This is a genomic window from Rhizobium sp. O111 (assembly GCF_055616315.1).
The window spans coordinates 3367446-3381745 of sequence record NZ_JBSHXL010000001.1 but is presented as its reverse complement, the minus strand read 5'-3'; the positions used below and the strand labels follow the sequence as shown (position 1 = coordinate 3381745).

The 14300-nt window shown below is 62.8% G+C and carries 12 protein-coding genes; 10 read left to right on the top strand and 2 right to left on the bottom strand.

Features of this window, described 5'->3' with window-relative positions; genetic code table 11:
• The first annotated feature begins 125 nt into the window (after positions 1 to 125).
• Positions 126 to 281, top strand: a complete 156-nt coding sequence (locus tag ACVTFQ_RS16925; RefSeq protein WP_081619995.1) for a DUF3309 family protein — start codon at positions 126 to 128, stop codon at positions 279 to 281.
• A 30-nt stretch (positions 282 to 311) separates the two neighbouring features.
• Positions 312 to 572, top strand: a complete 261-nt coding sequence (locus ACVTFQ_RS16920) for a YMGG-like glycine zipper-containing protein (RefSeq protein ID WP_018901871.1) — start codon at positions 312 to 314, stop codon at positions 570 to 572.
• A gap of 150 nt (positions 573 to 722) precedes the next feature.
• On the opposite strand, the gene efp is transcribed toward ACVTFQ_RS16920, so the two are convergent.
• On the bottom strand, positions 723 to 1292 hold the full coding sequence (efp, locus tag ACVTFQ_RS16915; RefSeq protein WP_018901872.1) for an elongation factor P: 570 nt from the start codon (positions 1290 to 1292) through the stop codon (positions 723 to 725).
• 151 nt (positions 1293 to 1443) lie between these two features.
• On the opposite strand from efp, the gene epmA reads away from it, so the two are divergent.
• The 8 genes from epmA (at position 1444) to ACVTFQ_RS16875 (ending at position 13035) form a co-directional block, all read left to right on the top strand.
• Positions 1444 to 2508, top strand: a complete 1065-nt coding sequence (gene epmA / locus ACVTFQ_RS16910; RefSeq protein WP_111562647.1) for an EF-P lysine aminoacylase EpmA — start codon at positions 1444 to 1446, stop codon at positions 2506 to 2508.
• Complete coding sequence (locus ACVTFQ_RS16905) at positions 2505 to 3566, top strand: lysine-2,3-aminomutase-like protein (RefSeq protein ID WP_111562646.1); 1062 nt, start codon at positions 2505 to 2507, stop codon at positions 3564 to 3566. Before epmA ends, ACVTFQ_RS16905 begins: the two co-directional genes overlap by 4 nt.
• A 258-nt stretch (positions 3567 to 3824) precedes the next feature.
• Positions 3825 to 4076, top strand: a complete 252-nt coding sequence (locus tag ACVTFQ_RS16900) for an acyl carrier protein (RefSeq protein ID WP_018901875.1) — start codon at positions 3825 to 3827, stop codon at positions 4074 to 4076.
• Positions 4076 to 5257 (top strand): acyl-CoA dehydrogenase family protein, encoded by a 1182-nt coding sequence (locus ACVTFQ_RS16895; RefSeq protein ID WP_111562645.1) that lies wholly within the window; start codon positions 4076 to 4078, stop codon positions 5255 to 5257. The genes ACVTFQ_RS16900 and ACVTFQ_RS16895 overlap by 1 nt, the downstream gene beginning before the upstream one ends.
• A 5-nt stretch (positions 5258 to 5262) precedes the next feature.
• The gene (locus tag ACVTFQ_RS16890; RefSeq protein ID WP_018901877.1) at positions 5263 to 6171 is read left to right on the top strand and encodes an amino acid--[acyl-carrier-protein] ligase; all 909 of its coding nucleotides are present in this window, start codon (positions 5263 to 5265) and stop codon (positions 6169 to 6171) included.
• Between the two features lie 8 nt (positions 6172 to 6179).
• Complete coding sequence (locus tag ACVTFQ_RS16885) at positions 6180 to 7142, top strand: DUF1839 family protein (protein WP_111562644.1); 963 nt, start codon at positions 6180 to 6182, stop codon at positions 7140 to 7142.
• A gap of 16 nt (positions 7143 to 7158) precedes the next feature.
• Positions 7159 to 9633: a glycoside hydrolase family 2 protein gene (locus tag ACVTFQ_RS16880; protein WP_112436398.1), complete on the top strand. Its 2475-nt coding sequence runs from the start codon at positions 7159 to 7161 to the stop codon at positions 9631 to 9633.
• A 90-nt stretch (positions 9634 to 9723) separates the two neighbouring features.
• Positions 9724 to 13035 (top strand): alpha/beta fold hydrolase, encoded by a 3312-nt coding sequence (locus ACVTFQ_RS16875; protein ID WP_111562642.1) that lies wholly within the window; start codon positions 9724 to 9726, stop codon positions 13033 to 13035.
• A gap of 77 nt (positions 13036 to 13112) precedes the next feature.
• Here ACVTFQ_RS16875 and ACVTFQ_RS16870 read toward each other — a convergent pair whose 3' ends face one another.
• On the bottom strand, positions 13113 to 14279 hold the full coding sequence (locus ACVTFQ_RS16870) for a glycosyltransferase family 4 protein (protein ID WP_112436399.1): 1167 nt from the start codon (positions 14277 to 14279) through the stop codon (positions 13113 to 13115).
• Positions 14280 to 14300 lie beyond the last annotated feature (21 nt).

The window sequence follows — 14300 nt, the reverse complement described above, 5'->3', positions numbered from 1 at the left end:
GGTGCCAGGTGACGTCGGCTTACCTGCTGAAAAATATTGTCCTGTTGGAAAAAATCGGCGGAACCAAAAGCCGGCTTACGTGTTTCTCGCTCATTCAAACTCGAAATGCGCTGAGGTCACGGGATATGCTTGGAACGATACTACTCATTATCCTTATTCTGCTTTTGCTCGGAGCCCTACCGAATTGGGGTTATAGTCGCAGCTGGGGCTATGGACCTTCTGGCGGTTTGGGCTTAGTTCTTGTGATTATTATCATTCTCGTACTCATGGGCCGCATCTAAAGCGCGCCAAAAACCCTGGGAGACATAGTTATGATGAAGAAGATTGTACTCATCGGCGCTCTGGTCGGCGCGCTCGCATCCTGCACGGCCACGGAACAAGGCACCGCGATCGGCGCCGGCACCGGCGCTGTGATCGGCGGCGCTGTCAGCCACAGCTGGGGTGGTGCGGCCGTTGGCGCCGTTGCCGGTGGTCTCGCCGGCGCGCTCATTGGCCAGTCGGTCGAACGCCGCGGCTACTGCGTCTATCGCGACCGTTACGGCCGCCGCTACGAAGCACGTTGCCCGCGCTAATGGTTTTGGCCTGAGCGATCAGGTCTACGGATAAGAAAAGGCGTCGGTTTTCCGGCGCCTTTTTTGTGTTTTGCATTCAGGAAAAACCGCCAAAGAAAAAGGCCGCATCGCGGAAGCGATACGGCCTTTGAATCTTCGGTCGGCGCCGGATTAGTTCTTGGCGCGCTCGACGTAGGAATTGTCTTCCGTCGCGATGACGACGCGGGTGCCGGCGTCGATGTGCGGGGGAACCGAAGTGCGCACGCCGTTGGAGAGCATAGCCGGCTTGTAGGACGACGATGCCGTCTGGCCCTTGACGACCGGCTCGGTCTCGGTGATCTCGAGCGTCACGTGGCGCGGCAGCTGCAGGGCGAGCGCGACACCTTCGTGCATGGACAGAATGCAGACCATGCCTTCCTGCAGGTATGCCTTCTGGTCGCCCATGGTTTCGACGTCGACGACGACCTGGTCATAAGATTCCGGGTTCATGAAGTGGAAGCCTTCGCCGTCCTCGTAGAGGAACTGGTGGTTGACGTCTTCCACGAAGGCGCGCTCAACCTGCTCGGTCGTGCGCCAGCGCTCGGAGACCTTCACGCCGTCGACGATGCGGCGCATGTCGACCTGGGTGACCGGCGTGCCCTTGCCCGGGTGGAAGTTGTTGGCCGTCAGAACGACGTAGAGCTTGCCGTCCACATCGAGGACGTTGCCCTTGCGGACGGAAGAGGCGATGACCTTGACCATAAGAGTTCCTTGTAACTCGGCTTTTGGCGTCGTAGAGGACTGTCGAAATGGCCCCGGAGACGCAATCAGGTGTTCTTTGGGGGCGCAACTAACCTAAAATCCGGCAAATAGCCAGCCCTTGCGTTGGTTGATCCGGTCAGGACAGCATTCGATGAAACCCTCGATCGCCAAAGCGTCTCCCTGGTGGACGCCCAGTGTGCATGCCGACCGCCGGCCGTTCCTGGTCGGACGCAACCGGATTCAGGCGGCTCTGCGCGGCTATTTCGCTCGCGAGGACTTCATCGAGGTGGATACGGCGACGCTGCAGGTGTCGCCGGGAAACGAGGCGCATCTGCATGCGTTTGCCACCGAGGCGCTGACCACGGATGGGCAGGCCGCACCTTTTTATCTGCACACCTCGCCCGAGTTCGCCTGCAAGAAATTGCTTGCTGCCGGCGAGGAGCGCATCGCCTGCTTCGCGCATGTCTATCGCAACCGCGAGCGCGGACCGCTGCATCATCCCGAATTCACCATGCTCGAATGGTATCGCACCGGCGAGAGCTATGAGAGCCTGATGATGGACTGCGTCCGCATCATCGCACTTGCGGCCGAGACGATGCAGACGACCATGCTCAGCTATCGCGAGACTAGCTGCGATCCCTTCGCCGGTCCGGAGAGCCTGAGCGTCGCCGAGGCGTTTCGCCGTCATGCCGATATCGATCTTCTGGCCTCGGTCAGCGCCGATGGCTCGACGGATCGCGACCATCTGGCGGCCGAGATGCGGCGCAACGGCATGCGTGTCGCCGAGGACGACCAGTGGGCCGATCTCTTCAGTCGGGTTTTGGTCGAGAAGGTTGAGCCGCATCTTGGCATGGGGCGTGTGACGATCCTCGATGAATATCCGGTCTGCGAAGCAGCGCTGGCGCGACCATCGGCCGCCGATCCCCGCGTGGCTGAGCGCTTCGAGGTCTATGCCTGCGGCGTCGAGCTGGCGAACGGTTTCGGGGAGCTCACCGATCCCGTCGAGCAGCGCCGTCGCTTCGAGATCGAGATGGCGGAGAAGAAGCGCATCTACGGCGAGACCTATCCGATCGACGATGATCTCCTCGATGCGCTCGCGATCATGCCCGATGCCAGCGGCATCGCGCTCGGTTTCGACCGGCTTGTGATGCTGGCGACTGGCGCGCGGCGGATCGATCAGGTGCTGTGGGCGCCGGTGGCGGAGTACGGGCAGTGACGATCACCCGGCCGATCAAGACGGTGGACGAGCTCGCCAATGCCGGGCTCATCGCCGATCGCGATCGCGACCGCGAGGCGCTGGACGCGGTCGCGGCGCGCTATGCGATCGCGGTGACGCCTGATGTGGCGCGGCTGATCGACCATGACGATCCCGAAGATCCGATCGCGCGCCAGTTCGTGCCCGATGCCGCCGAGCTCGTGATGACGCCGCAAGAGCGGGCCGATCCGATCGGCGATCACGCGCACAGCCCCGTCGAGGGCATCGTTCATCGCTATCCAGATCGCGTGCTTCTGAAGGCGGTGCATGTCTGTCCCGTCTACTGCCGCTTCTGCTTTCGTCGCGAGATGGTGGGGCCGCAGGGGTTGGGGACGCTCGATCCCGCCGCGATGACGGCCGCCTTCGATTATATCCGGAACCATGACGAGATCTGGGAAGTCATCCTCACCGGCGGCGATCCGCTGGTCCTGTCGCCGCGCCGGCTGCGGGATATTCTCGAACAGCTCAAGGATATCGATCACGTCAAGATCGTGCGCTTTCACAGCCGCGTGCCGGTCGTCGATCCCGAGAGGATCGACGCGGCGTTGATCGAGGCGTTGAAGGCGAGCGGCAAGACCACTTATGTCGCGCTGCATGCCAACCATCCGCGCGAGCTCACGACCGAGGCGCGCGCCGCCTGCGCCCGGCTTATCGATGCAGGCATCGTCATGGTCAGCCAGTCGGTGCTGCTCAAGGGCGTCAATGACGATCCCGATGTCCTTGCGGAGCTGATGAAAGCCTTCGTCGAGACGCGGGTAAAGCCCTATTATCTGCATCACCCCGATCTGGCGCCTGGCACCAGCCATTTCCGGCTCTCGGTGGAAGAGGGGCAGGCGATCGTCGCTTCATTGCGCGGCCGCATCTCTGGATTGTGCCAACCGACCTATATTCTGGATATTCCCGGAGGCTACGGGAAAGCCGATATCGGCCAAAACTCAATCCGCAGAAACGCGGAGGGTTGCTATTCGGTTTCCGACTACAACGGACAAGAGCATATCTACCCGCCGCGCGGGAGTTAACTGTTCCGTTCTTCGTTTCATTTCAGCACTTGCGGTCATCCGTGCTTGGGCAAAGCGTTGTTTAAGCTTTTCCCGCAAAGCAATGATCCGATTTGCTTTATCTCTACTGATTAGCCGAAGATGCTAAATTCTTAGCTTTTCATCGGGGCCAGATTTAACCACATGCCTTAGCGGAATATTGGTTTTTCCTCCTTAAAAGCACCTCCATGACAGGGCGATGAGCGCCCGCTCGGGTTATGACAGCTTGGAGATGTGAGGATGAATACGACGATCCGCGAACTGCTTGCGAAATTCGGCAAGCTGCCTGTGGCCATCGACACCGTGGCTGACGATGCCGATCTGTACGCGGCGGGGCTCACCTCCTTCGCATCGGTTCAGCTCATGCTCGGCATCGAGGACGCCTTCGATATCGAGTTCCCGGACAATCTCCTCAATCGCAAGTCCTTCGCCAGCATCTCGGCCATCGCCCGGACCGTTGATCTGATCAAGGATAGCCGGAAGGTCGCCTGATGAACTTCCCGGTCAAAATCACGGAAGACAGTTTTGCAGCAAGGGCTGCCCGCGTTGCCGCCATTGCGGCGAAATTCGCGGACGCCGTCGATTTTGAAGGCCGGTTTCCTCGGGAAGCCGTGGATGCGATGAAGGCGGAGCGCCTGCTCAGCATCCAGATTCCGCGCAGCCTCGGTGGCGAAAGCGCAACGACGACCGAGATCGCCGAGCTCTGCTCGATGCTCGGGCAGGCCTGCGCCGCCAGCGCCATGGTCTTCGCCATGCACCACATCAAGCTTTCCAGCCTCGTCGAGCATGGGGCGGATAGCGCGTGGCACGCCGACTTCATGCGCCGCATCGCGGCCGAGCAGCTGCTGATCGGGTCGGCGACGACCGAAGGCGGCATCGGCGGCAATCTGCGCAACAGCATTTGCGCCATCCATGTCGAGGACGGTGTTTGCCGTCTCGAAAAGGATGCGACGGTCATTTCCTACGGGGCGCATGCCGATGCGATCCTGATCACCTCGCGCGCTCATGCGGATGCCGCGCCTTCCGATCAGGTCCTGACGGCGTTTCTGAAAGATCAGTACACGCTCGAAAAGACGCATGCCTGGAATACGCTCGGCATGCGCGGCACCTGCTCCGACGGCTTCCTGTTCAAGGGTGAAGCGCCGGCGAGCCAGATTCTGCCGAAGCCTTTCGCCGAGATCGCCGCGCAGTCGATGCTGGCGTCCTCGCACCTGCTCTGGAGCGGTGTGTGGTACGGCATCGCCATCGATGCATTCTCGCGTGCGCAGGCTTTCGTACGTGCCGCTGCCCGCAAGTCGCCGGGTGCGCCGCCTCCGGGCGCGCTGCGTCTCGCCGAGGTGTCGAACCTGTTGCAGATGGTGAAGTCCAACGTCGTCGCGGGCCTCAAGGCCTACGAGGATGCCAAGGCCGATCCCGACAAGCTGTCGTCCATGGCGTTTGCCGTGGCGATGAACAACGTTAAGATCGCATCGTCGGAAACGATCCTCGAGATCGTCAACCACGCGATGCTGATCTGCGGCATCATGGGCTACAAGAACGGTACGCCCTTCAGCCTCGGACGGCATCTGCGCGATGCGCATTCCGCTCAATTGATGATTTCCAACGACCGCATCCTTGGCAACACGTCGAGCATGCTCCTTGTCCACAAGCAGGACACTAGCCTATTGGGGTAACTCACATGGATATGCAGACCTCCTTTCTGGACCGGCTCTTTGAATCCGGCCTTCTGATCGATATGGGCGTTGACGGCCTCTATGGCCGCAGCGGCCAGTTCGAGGACGTGATCGCCGCCTTCGAGCGCCTGATCGATCGCTTCGGCGGCGAGGACGGCGCGGAAGCGATGCGCTTTCCGCCGGGCATGAACCGCGAGATCTTCGAAAAGAGCGGCTACATGAAGAGCTTCCCGCAGCTGGCCGGCACGGTGCACAGCTTCTGCGGCAACGAGCTCGATCATATGAACCTGTTGCAGTGCATGGAAGTGGGCGACGACTGGACCAAGGGCCAGGAAGCCACGGAGATCGTGCTGACGCCGGCCGCCTGCTATCCGCTCTACCCGACGGTCGCCCGCCGCGGCAACCTGCCGAAGGACGGCGCGCTGTTCGACCTGCAGTCCTACTGCTTCCGCCATGAGCCATCGCGCGATCCGGCCCGCCAGCAGCTGTTCCGCATGCGCGAATATGTCTGCATGGGTACCGAGCTGCACGTCACCGACTTCCGTCAGAAGTGGATGGATCGCGGCCTTGAGATGATGAAGCTCGTCGGTCTCGACGTCACCATCGATGTCGCCAACGATCCGTTCTTCGGCCGCGCCGGGAAGATGATGGTCAACAACCAGCGTGACCAGAACCTGAAGTTCGAGCTCCTGATCCCGATCACCTCGACGGCCAATCCGACGGCCTGCATGAGCTTCAACTTCCACCAGGATTCCTTCGGCCAGAAGTGGGGCCTGAACCTTGAGGACGGCAGCGTTGCCTTCACGGCCTGCGTCGGCTTCGGGCTGGAACGCATCGCGCTGGCGCTGTTCCATCACCATGGCCTCGATGTTAAGCTGTGGCCGGCCTCCGTGCGCCAAGCGCTCTGGGGCTAAGGGGAACGATGGCATCCGTCTTCCCGGGGATCCGTCCGGACAGCTACTCTCCGCATGCGCTGCATTCCATGGAGCGTATGTGGCCGGAGACCAATTGCTATATCGACCTCTGGATCGAAGTGTTGAGCACGCTTGGGCTCGCGCCGGAGGCGATGCTTGGTTTCACGCTCGGTCAGGATTTCGAGGGCGACCAGTTCACCTTCTTCAAGGTGCCGCTCGAGGATCTGGAAGCGCTCTACGGTATCAGGGTCACCGAGCTTGCGATCTTCGACAAGGTCGAGCGGCATGTCGCTACGCAGATTGCGCGCGGACGCCTTTGCCTGATAGAGATGGACAGCTTCTACATGCCCGACACGCAGGGCACCGCCTACCGGCAGCAGCACGGCAAGACGACGGTTGCGATCAACCGGCTGGATGTCGCGAACAAGCGGGTCGACTACTTCCACAATGGCGGCTTCTTTTCGCTTGAGGGCGAGGATTTCGACGGGCTGTTCCAGCTCAATCTTCGCGACGAGGATCCGCAGTTCCTGCCCTATACCGAATTCGCCAAGTTCCCCGACGCGCCTGTTGATCCGCAGGCGACGCGCGGCGTCTCGCGCGCGCTGCTGTCTTCTCATTTCGCTCGCCGGCCGCGTGAAAACCCGATCCGCGCTTTCGCGTCGGTCCTTCCCGAGCAGGTCGAGGCAGTGGCCGAGCGGCCCTTCGGCTTCTTCCACAAATACGCCTTCAACACGCTGCGCCAGTTCGGCGCCAATTTCGAGCTCTTGGCCGATCATCTGGTCTGGCATTCGCAAGCCGAATTCGGTGAAGCCGCAGAGCATGCGCGCAAGCTGTCGGAGGCCGCGAAATCCGTGCAGTTTCAGCTGGCACGCGCCGTGACGCGCAAGAAGTTCGAGCCGCTAGCAACCGCGCTTGATCCGGCGGCCGATGCGTGGGATTCGATGATGGCTTCGCTCACGAAACGTCTTTGAAGCCGGAGGCCTGATCATGCGGGGGAGATTGGCGAGCATCGCGGCGGAGGAGATCGCGCTTGGCGAGGGGTGGAACCTGGTTCTGACGGAACCCGGCGCCTGCGCCAATCCGCACGACCTGCCGCTGTCCGCCCAGTTCATCCCCGCCGAGGTGCCGGGCACGGTCGCTGCCGCGCTTGAGAGAGCGGGCTTGTTTGATCGCGAAAACCCCGTGCCGCTCGACAACAGGGACGCCTGGTATGTCTGCCGCCTGTTCGACGCCGCGCCGGGTGACGCCATTCTGCGCTTCGAGGGGCTGGCGACGCTTTGCCATGTATTCCTGAACGGCCAGGAGATCCTTTCGTCCGAGAGCATGTTCACCATGCACGAGGTGCCGGTGACGCTGTCGGGCGGCGACGAGCTGGCGCTTTGTTTTCGCGCGCTTGCGCCCAGGATTGCCGACAACGGTCCGCGCGCGCGCTGGCGGCCACAGATGATCACGCCGCAGGGCCTGAAGAACGTCCGCACCACGCTGCTTGGCCGCATGCCCGGCTGGTGCCCTGAGATACACGCCGCCGGCCCTTGGCGGCCGGTCACGCTGGTGCGCCGCGATGTCGTGTCGCTGGATGATGTCAGCGTGCGGGCGGTGCTGGAGCCGGATGGCTCGGGCAAGCTCAGCGTGTCGCTCCGCACCGATGCCGAGGCGCCCGAATTGTCGCTGCGCTGCGGTGGCATCGAGCAGGCGTTCGAAAAGGTTGGTGAACGGCATTACTCGGCCATTCTGCGGCTGAAGGATGTGGAGCCCTGGTGGCCTCACACCCATGGGACGCCGCACCTCTATGATTATGCCGTCGTCATCGAAGGTGTCGAGCATCCGCTGGGCAGAACCGGTTTTAGGAGCGTCTTGGCCGATCGCGGCGCCGATGGCAGCGACTTCGCGCTTCTCGTCAATGGCGAGCGGGTGTTTTGCCGCGGCGCGGTCTGGACCACGGCCGATATCGTAAAACTCCCCGGCGCGCGGGCGGATTATGAGCCGTTCCTGCGGCTCGCCGCCGAGGCCGGTATGAACATGATCCGCATCGGCGGCACCATGGCCTACGAGACGCCCGAATTCTTCCGGCTTTGCGACGAGCTCGGGCTGATGGTCTGGCAGGACTTCATGTTCGCCAATTTGGACTATCCGAAGAACGACAAGGCCTTTACCGCGCATGTGCATGCCGAGGTCGAGGAGTTCCTGCATGGCGTGCAGGGTTCGCCGTCGCTTACGGTGCTCTGCGGCGGCAGCGAGATCTATCAGCAGGCGGCGATGCTCGGCTTGCCGCCGGAATTCTGGTCCGGCCCGATCACCGACGAGATCATTCCGGCGATCGCGGCGCGGCTCTGCCCCGAAATCCCCTATGTTGCCAATTCGCCCTCCGGCGGCGCCATGCCGTTTTCGCCGAATGCCGGCGTGACGCATTATTACGGCGTCGGCGCCTATATGCGGCCGCTTGACGATGCGCGTCGCGCGAACGTGCGCTTCGCGGCCGAGAGCCTCGCCTTCGCCAATGTGCCGCAGCAGAAGACGCTGCAGCGCCATCTCGACGTTCCGCCGGTGCACAGCCCGCTATGGAAATCCCGCGTGCCAAGGGATCGCGGTGCCTCCTGGGATTTCGAGGATGTGCGCGATTTCTATCTCGGCCTTCTCTACGACGTCGATCCGGCGCGCCTGCGCCGCGAAAACCGCGATCTCTATCTCGACCTGTCGCGCGCCGCTACCGGCGAGGTGGCGGAGGAGACTTTCGCGGAGTGGCGGCGCAAGGGGTCGAGCTGCAATGGCGCGCTGGTCTGGACGCTGCAGGACTTGCTGCCCGGCGCCGGCTGGGGCGTGATCGATTCAACCGGTTCGCCGAAGCCGATCTGGTATGCGCTGCGCCGCGCCTTCCGGCCGGTGCAGGTTCTGGTGACCGACGAGGGGACCAATGGCCTCGACGTGCATGTGATCAACGAGACCGAACACAGCCTGCAGCTCGATCTCGAGCTCATCTGCTTCCGAAATGGCCGGCAGAATGTGGCAAGCGGCGGACGCATCCTGACGCTTGCGCCACGCAGCACGGAAACCTTCGCGGCGACCGATCTGTTCGGGGCCTTCTTCGACACGACCTACGCTTTCCGCTTCGGGCCGCCGGCGCATGATGTCACGGTGGCGCGCCTCAGGCTTCCCGAGGGTGGCGCGGTGGTGGCCGATGCCTTCCATTTTCCGCAGGGGCGTTCGAAAGCCGTGCACGATGCCGAGATCCAGGTGTCGCTGTCTGAAGACGGCGGTGCGTGGTTCGCGGATCTTGCGACCGACAGGCTGGCGCAGTCGGTGCATTTCAGCGTCGATGGTTTCCGGCCCGACGACGACTGGTTTCATCTGGCGCCGGGCGCCGCCAAACGTGTTCTCCTGCGCCCGCTTTCGGGGCGAGGGGGCGATGATCGCCCGACAGGCGAGGTGCTGACACCGGGCGGCGCGCGCGCCTTTTCGTTCTAGAGGCGCTCGTCGCAAAAGATGAGGCGCAATCAATTTCGAAAGACTTTCTTACTAAAATAGGCCCTTCGAACGGCCTAAAGCGGATACGGTATGTCTAAGGGAATTATCGCGAATTCTGTGATGAACGGGGCGGCGGGAATGCTGCTGCTGGTAACGGGATTCCTGTCTTCCATCATCACCGCCCGGCTGCTCGGGCCAGAGGCGAACGGCATCGTCGCCTTCTCGCTCTGGCTCGTGGTGACAGGCGCGTCGATCGCCGAGCTTGGCTCCAGCATCACCATGTCGAAGACGCTGCCGCAGCTGCAGGCGGAAGGTTTTGACGCGCGGCGGCGGCTGGGCTTCGCCTCGCTCCTCGTCACCGTCATGCTGTGCTCGACGCTGTTTCTGCTCGGCCTCTACGCGCTGTTCTTCCTGACGTCTGAGCAGATGCATTGGGCGAAGACCGCCCCCTCGGTCGCCTATGTGACAGGCGCGCTGTTCTTCGTGCAGGCGATCGGCTCTTTCGTCAAATTCTACCTCATCGGTGAGCGGCGGCTGACCGATTTCTTCAAGCTCGCGATGGGTGTGTGCCTGCTGCAGCTCATCGGCGTCGGCGCCGGCGCCGTGCTTTATGGGGTCGAGGGTGTTCTGGTCGGCTATCTGCTGGGGCAGATGGTGTTCTTCATCGCCACCATCCCTATCCTGATGACGCCGCGCGATCGCTGCGGGGTGCCGCTGAAATATCTGGCGGCTTCCTCCATCGTGCTCTCGGCACAGTTCCTGATCGATTCCATCTTCCTCAACAGGCTGGAGCTCCTCTTCCTGCAGCAGTTCTGGTCGGTCGAGATGGTCGGCTTCTATGCCGTCGGCCTGTCGGTGGCCAATATCGCGCTGCAATTGCCGATCCAGATGACGGGCAGCCTGCTCCCCTATTATTCGGAGCGGCGCCATTCGAGCGACGACCGCACCCTGCCGGTCGAGGTGTTCGCGGCCGTGACCCGCAGCATGGCCTATATCATCCTGCCGATGAGCTTCGGGCTTGCCGCCATATCGAGCGAGTTGGTGCGCGCGGTGTTCGGTGAGGCATTCGCGCGCAGCGGAACCGTCGTGGCGCTCTTGGCGCTTGCCGCCCCGTCCTACACCTTCATGCAGACGCTCAGCCTCTATCTGCTCTCGATGGACCGCGCCCGCGACCGGCTGAAGGTCAGCCTCGTCGGCGCCGCCGTGATGACGCTCGGCTGCCTTGCGGTCGTTCCGTTCTTTGCCGCCGAGGGTGCCGCGATGGTGCGCATCGGCGTGTTCACGATTATGTGTATTATCATGGTGCGACAGACCGGTTTCGGCTCTCAGCTCTCCGGTTTGTACGTAAATCTGCTCAAGACGCTTGCCGCGTCGGTTCTGTGCGCAATTATAGCTCTCGGAATTTTACACTATATCAATGGTTCTATTGGACTTCTTCTCGCAGTCGTTCTTGGGGGCGCTGGCTATATTGTTGCGCTCAAGCTTTTAAAGGCAATTCCGCGAGAGGATGCCGATGTTATGTCGTCTATTGTCGAAAAATTGCCTGGCTCGGTAGGAAAATCCGCCCGCAAGGCCGTTGCCTTTATCGCGCCAGCAAACGCCAAGACGGCGGAAGCCGAAGAGGCGATCGAGATCACCGTCGAGACCGGTCTTGCCGAAGGCGCCGGTAACGAGGCCGCGCTGCCATTCGCTTTCGATGGCACGATCGGGCTGTTCAAGCCGGAGAACGCTGATGTTGCGAAGCGCTCCACGGCGGTGCTCTTCGTCAATCCCTGGGGCCTTGAGGAAATGTGCAGCCGGCGGTTCTTCCGCGTCACGGCGGAGCATTTCGCGGGCCTCGGCGTGCCCAGCCTGCGCTTCGATTATCCCGGCGCCGGTGATGCACTCGATGTCGACGACACCGTTGGCCTCAAGGTCTGGGAAGACGCGATCCGCGACGCCGCCGAGCGGCTGAAGCATCTGAGCGGCTGCAGCCGCATCATCATCGTCGCGCAGGGGCTCGGTGCGGCACTGGCGCAGAGGACCGCGCCGTCGATCGAAGGCGTCGATGCCATCGCCCTGCTCGGTCCCGTTGTCAACGGCCGCGCCTATCTGCGCGAGCTTCGTGCATGGGCGACGTTCATCAATCATCACCTGGGATTGGGCGAGGATGCCATTCCCGAGGGCAAGCACATGATCGCCGGGCTGCAGATGCCCGATGGGATCGCCGCGGAGCTGTCGAAGGTCCGCATCGCCGCGCCGGAAACGCTGGCAGCACAGCGCTACCTCATTCTTGAGCGCCCCGAGCGCGCCGACGACACGACGCTTGCCGACAATCTGATCGCGCTTGGCGCGACGGTCGAGCAGCAGACGTTCAAGGGCTATGACAGGCTGATCTCCGATCCGGTCTTCTCGCGGACGCCGATGGAGGTCGTCGAGACGCTGGCGCAGTGGGTGGGCGAGCATACGTCGGTCGGTCCGGCCGCTACGCCTTCGGTCACCTCGGTCGACAGCCAATCGCTCGCAGGCGACGGCTTTGAGGAAGTGCCGGTGCGTTTCGGGGCGTTCAATCATCTGGTCGGCGTCGTCACGCGCCCGATCGGACGGCCGCGCGGCAACAGCGTGGTGTTTCTGTCGACCGCATACGACCGCCAGTCCGGCTGGGGCCGGGCGATCACCGACATGGCCCGGGGGCTTGCTCGCGAGGGCGTCGCCTCGATCCGCTTTGATTCCGCTAATGTCGGCGACAGCCCGCCGCGTCCGGATGCGCCGGATCAGATCCTTTATTCCGCGACCCAGAACGCCGATGCGCAGGCCGCGCTCGACCTGCTCGAGGGCATGGTGCCGGGGCCGCTGATGGTCGCCGGGCGCTGCAGCGGCGGCTATGTCGCCATCCGCTCCGCCGTCGACGATGTCAGGGTGAAGGCTGCCGTATCGATCAACCCCTTCGTCTATTACTGGGATCCGAACCAGCCGGTCGAGCGCAAGCATGTGGTGTCGGTGCCGCGCAGCTTCGAGGATTACGGCCAGCGGCTTTCCAGCTTCGCGACGGTCAAGCGCCTGCTGAAGGGCGATATCGACGTGCTGGCGGCGACGCGCAATGTCATCATCGCCTTTTCACGCCGCATGTCGGTGCGCATCGCGCCGCTGCTCGAATATCTGCCGAGCCGCAGGCATACGGCGAGCGAGGTGAAGAAGTCCTTCGTCACCGTCGGTAAGCGCAAGGTGCCGCTGACGCTGATCTACAGCGAAGGCGATGTCGGCCTGGAGCACATGTACTTCCACTTCGGCCCCGGCGGCCGCAAGTTCGAGCGCCATCCGAACGTCCGGCTGGTGATGCTGCCGGATGCCGATCACAATCTGACCCCGCCGGAATCGCGCCGGACGGTGTTCGCCGAGATCGCGCGGCTGGCGAAGGCCTGAGCGGGCACAGGCATGCGCCTGTCCGCTTCGGGTCTGTAGATTCTACTGATTGTCGAGGGCAGAAGCGCCGGTTTTTGTTAGCCGGCGATAAGCTCTTTATAGACGCCGATGTAGCGTTCCGCGACGACGTCCCAGGAATAGGCAGAGGCGTCGGAGAGAAGGGCGGCTCGCACCGCCGGGCCCTGCGCTTCCAGGCGCTTGTAGGCCGTTTCCAGCGCGAGGGCTGCGGTCGCCGTATCGGCGAAGTCTGCGAGCAGTATGTCCTTGTGGCGCTCGCCGAGTGTCCTGTAGGCCTCGTTGGTGTTGAGCACCGGCACCAGGCCGGCGCTCATGGCTTCCAGCGCCACAAGCCCAAAACCTTCATAGGATGAGGCGGAGGCGAAGATCGAGGCGTCGGCGATGATCCGCCCCACGGCGTCGTTGTCGGCGCCGACATGGATGGTGACGGCGTCGTTGAGCTTCAGCCGGTCGATCTGGGCCATCAGATCCTGTCGGGTCAGATCGGATTCGACGCCGGCGATATCGAGGTGCCAGTCCGGATTGCACACTCTCAGCACCGCCAGGGCGTCGATCAGCCTGTCGAGGCGCTTGTTGACCGAGAACCGGCCGATCGTGACGATCCGGCGCTTGGGGCTGCGGGATGCGCGGTCGGCGAACTTGCCGATGTCGGCGCCGTTTTCGATGAGAATGCTGCGGCTCGGCGCGATCTTTTCGAACTGCGCGAGATCCGACATGCTGCAGCCGATGACCCGCTTGTAGGCCATGGCCGAGACACGGGTAATGGTCTGGAACCAGACCTTCTTGATGGCCGCGAATTTCGTCGTGTGGAAGAAGCCGCCATGGGTGGTGACCACCATCGGCTTGCGATGCAGGAAGCGGCCCCAGGCAAGCGCGTCGAAGAAGAAGTCGATCGCGTGCACATGGATCAGATCGGCGTCGCCGAGATGGCGGAAGACCTCAGGCGCGAGCGGATAGCGCGTGCTGCCCGACCAGGGGATGCGGATGATGTCGATGCCGTCGATGGTCTCGCGTGAAGGCAGCTTCTTGTCGCGGGCGGTAAACAGGCTGTCGAGCGTGACGACGCGGACGCGGTAGCCGCGCTTCAGCGTCTGGCGCGAGAGGTTGGCGATCACGTCCTCGAGGCCGCCGCGATTGGGCAGGAATTGGCGAATGACGTGAACGATCAGCGGCGCGCTGGCGGCGACCGGTTCGGCGTCATGGGAATAGAGTTCGGCGGCGGACATATGTCATTCCTTCGGCCGCGA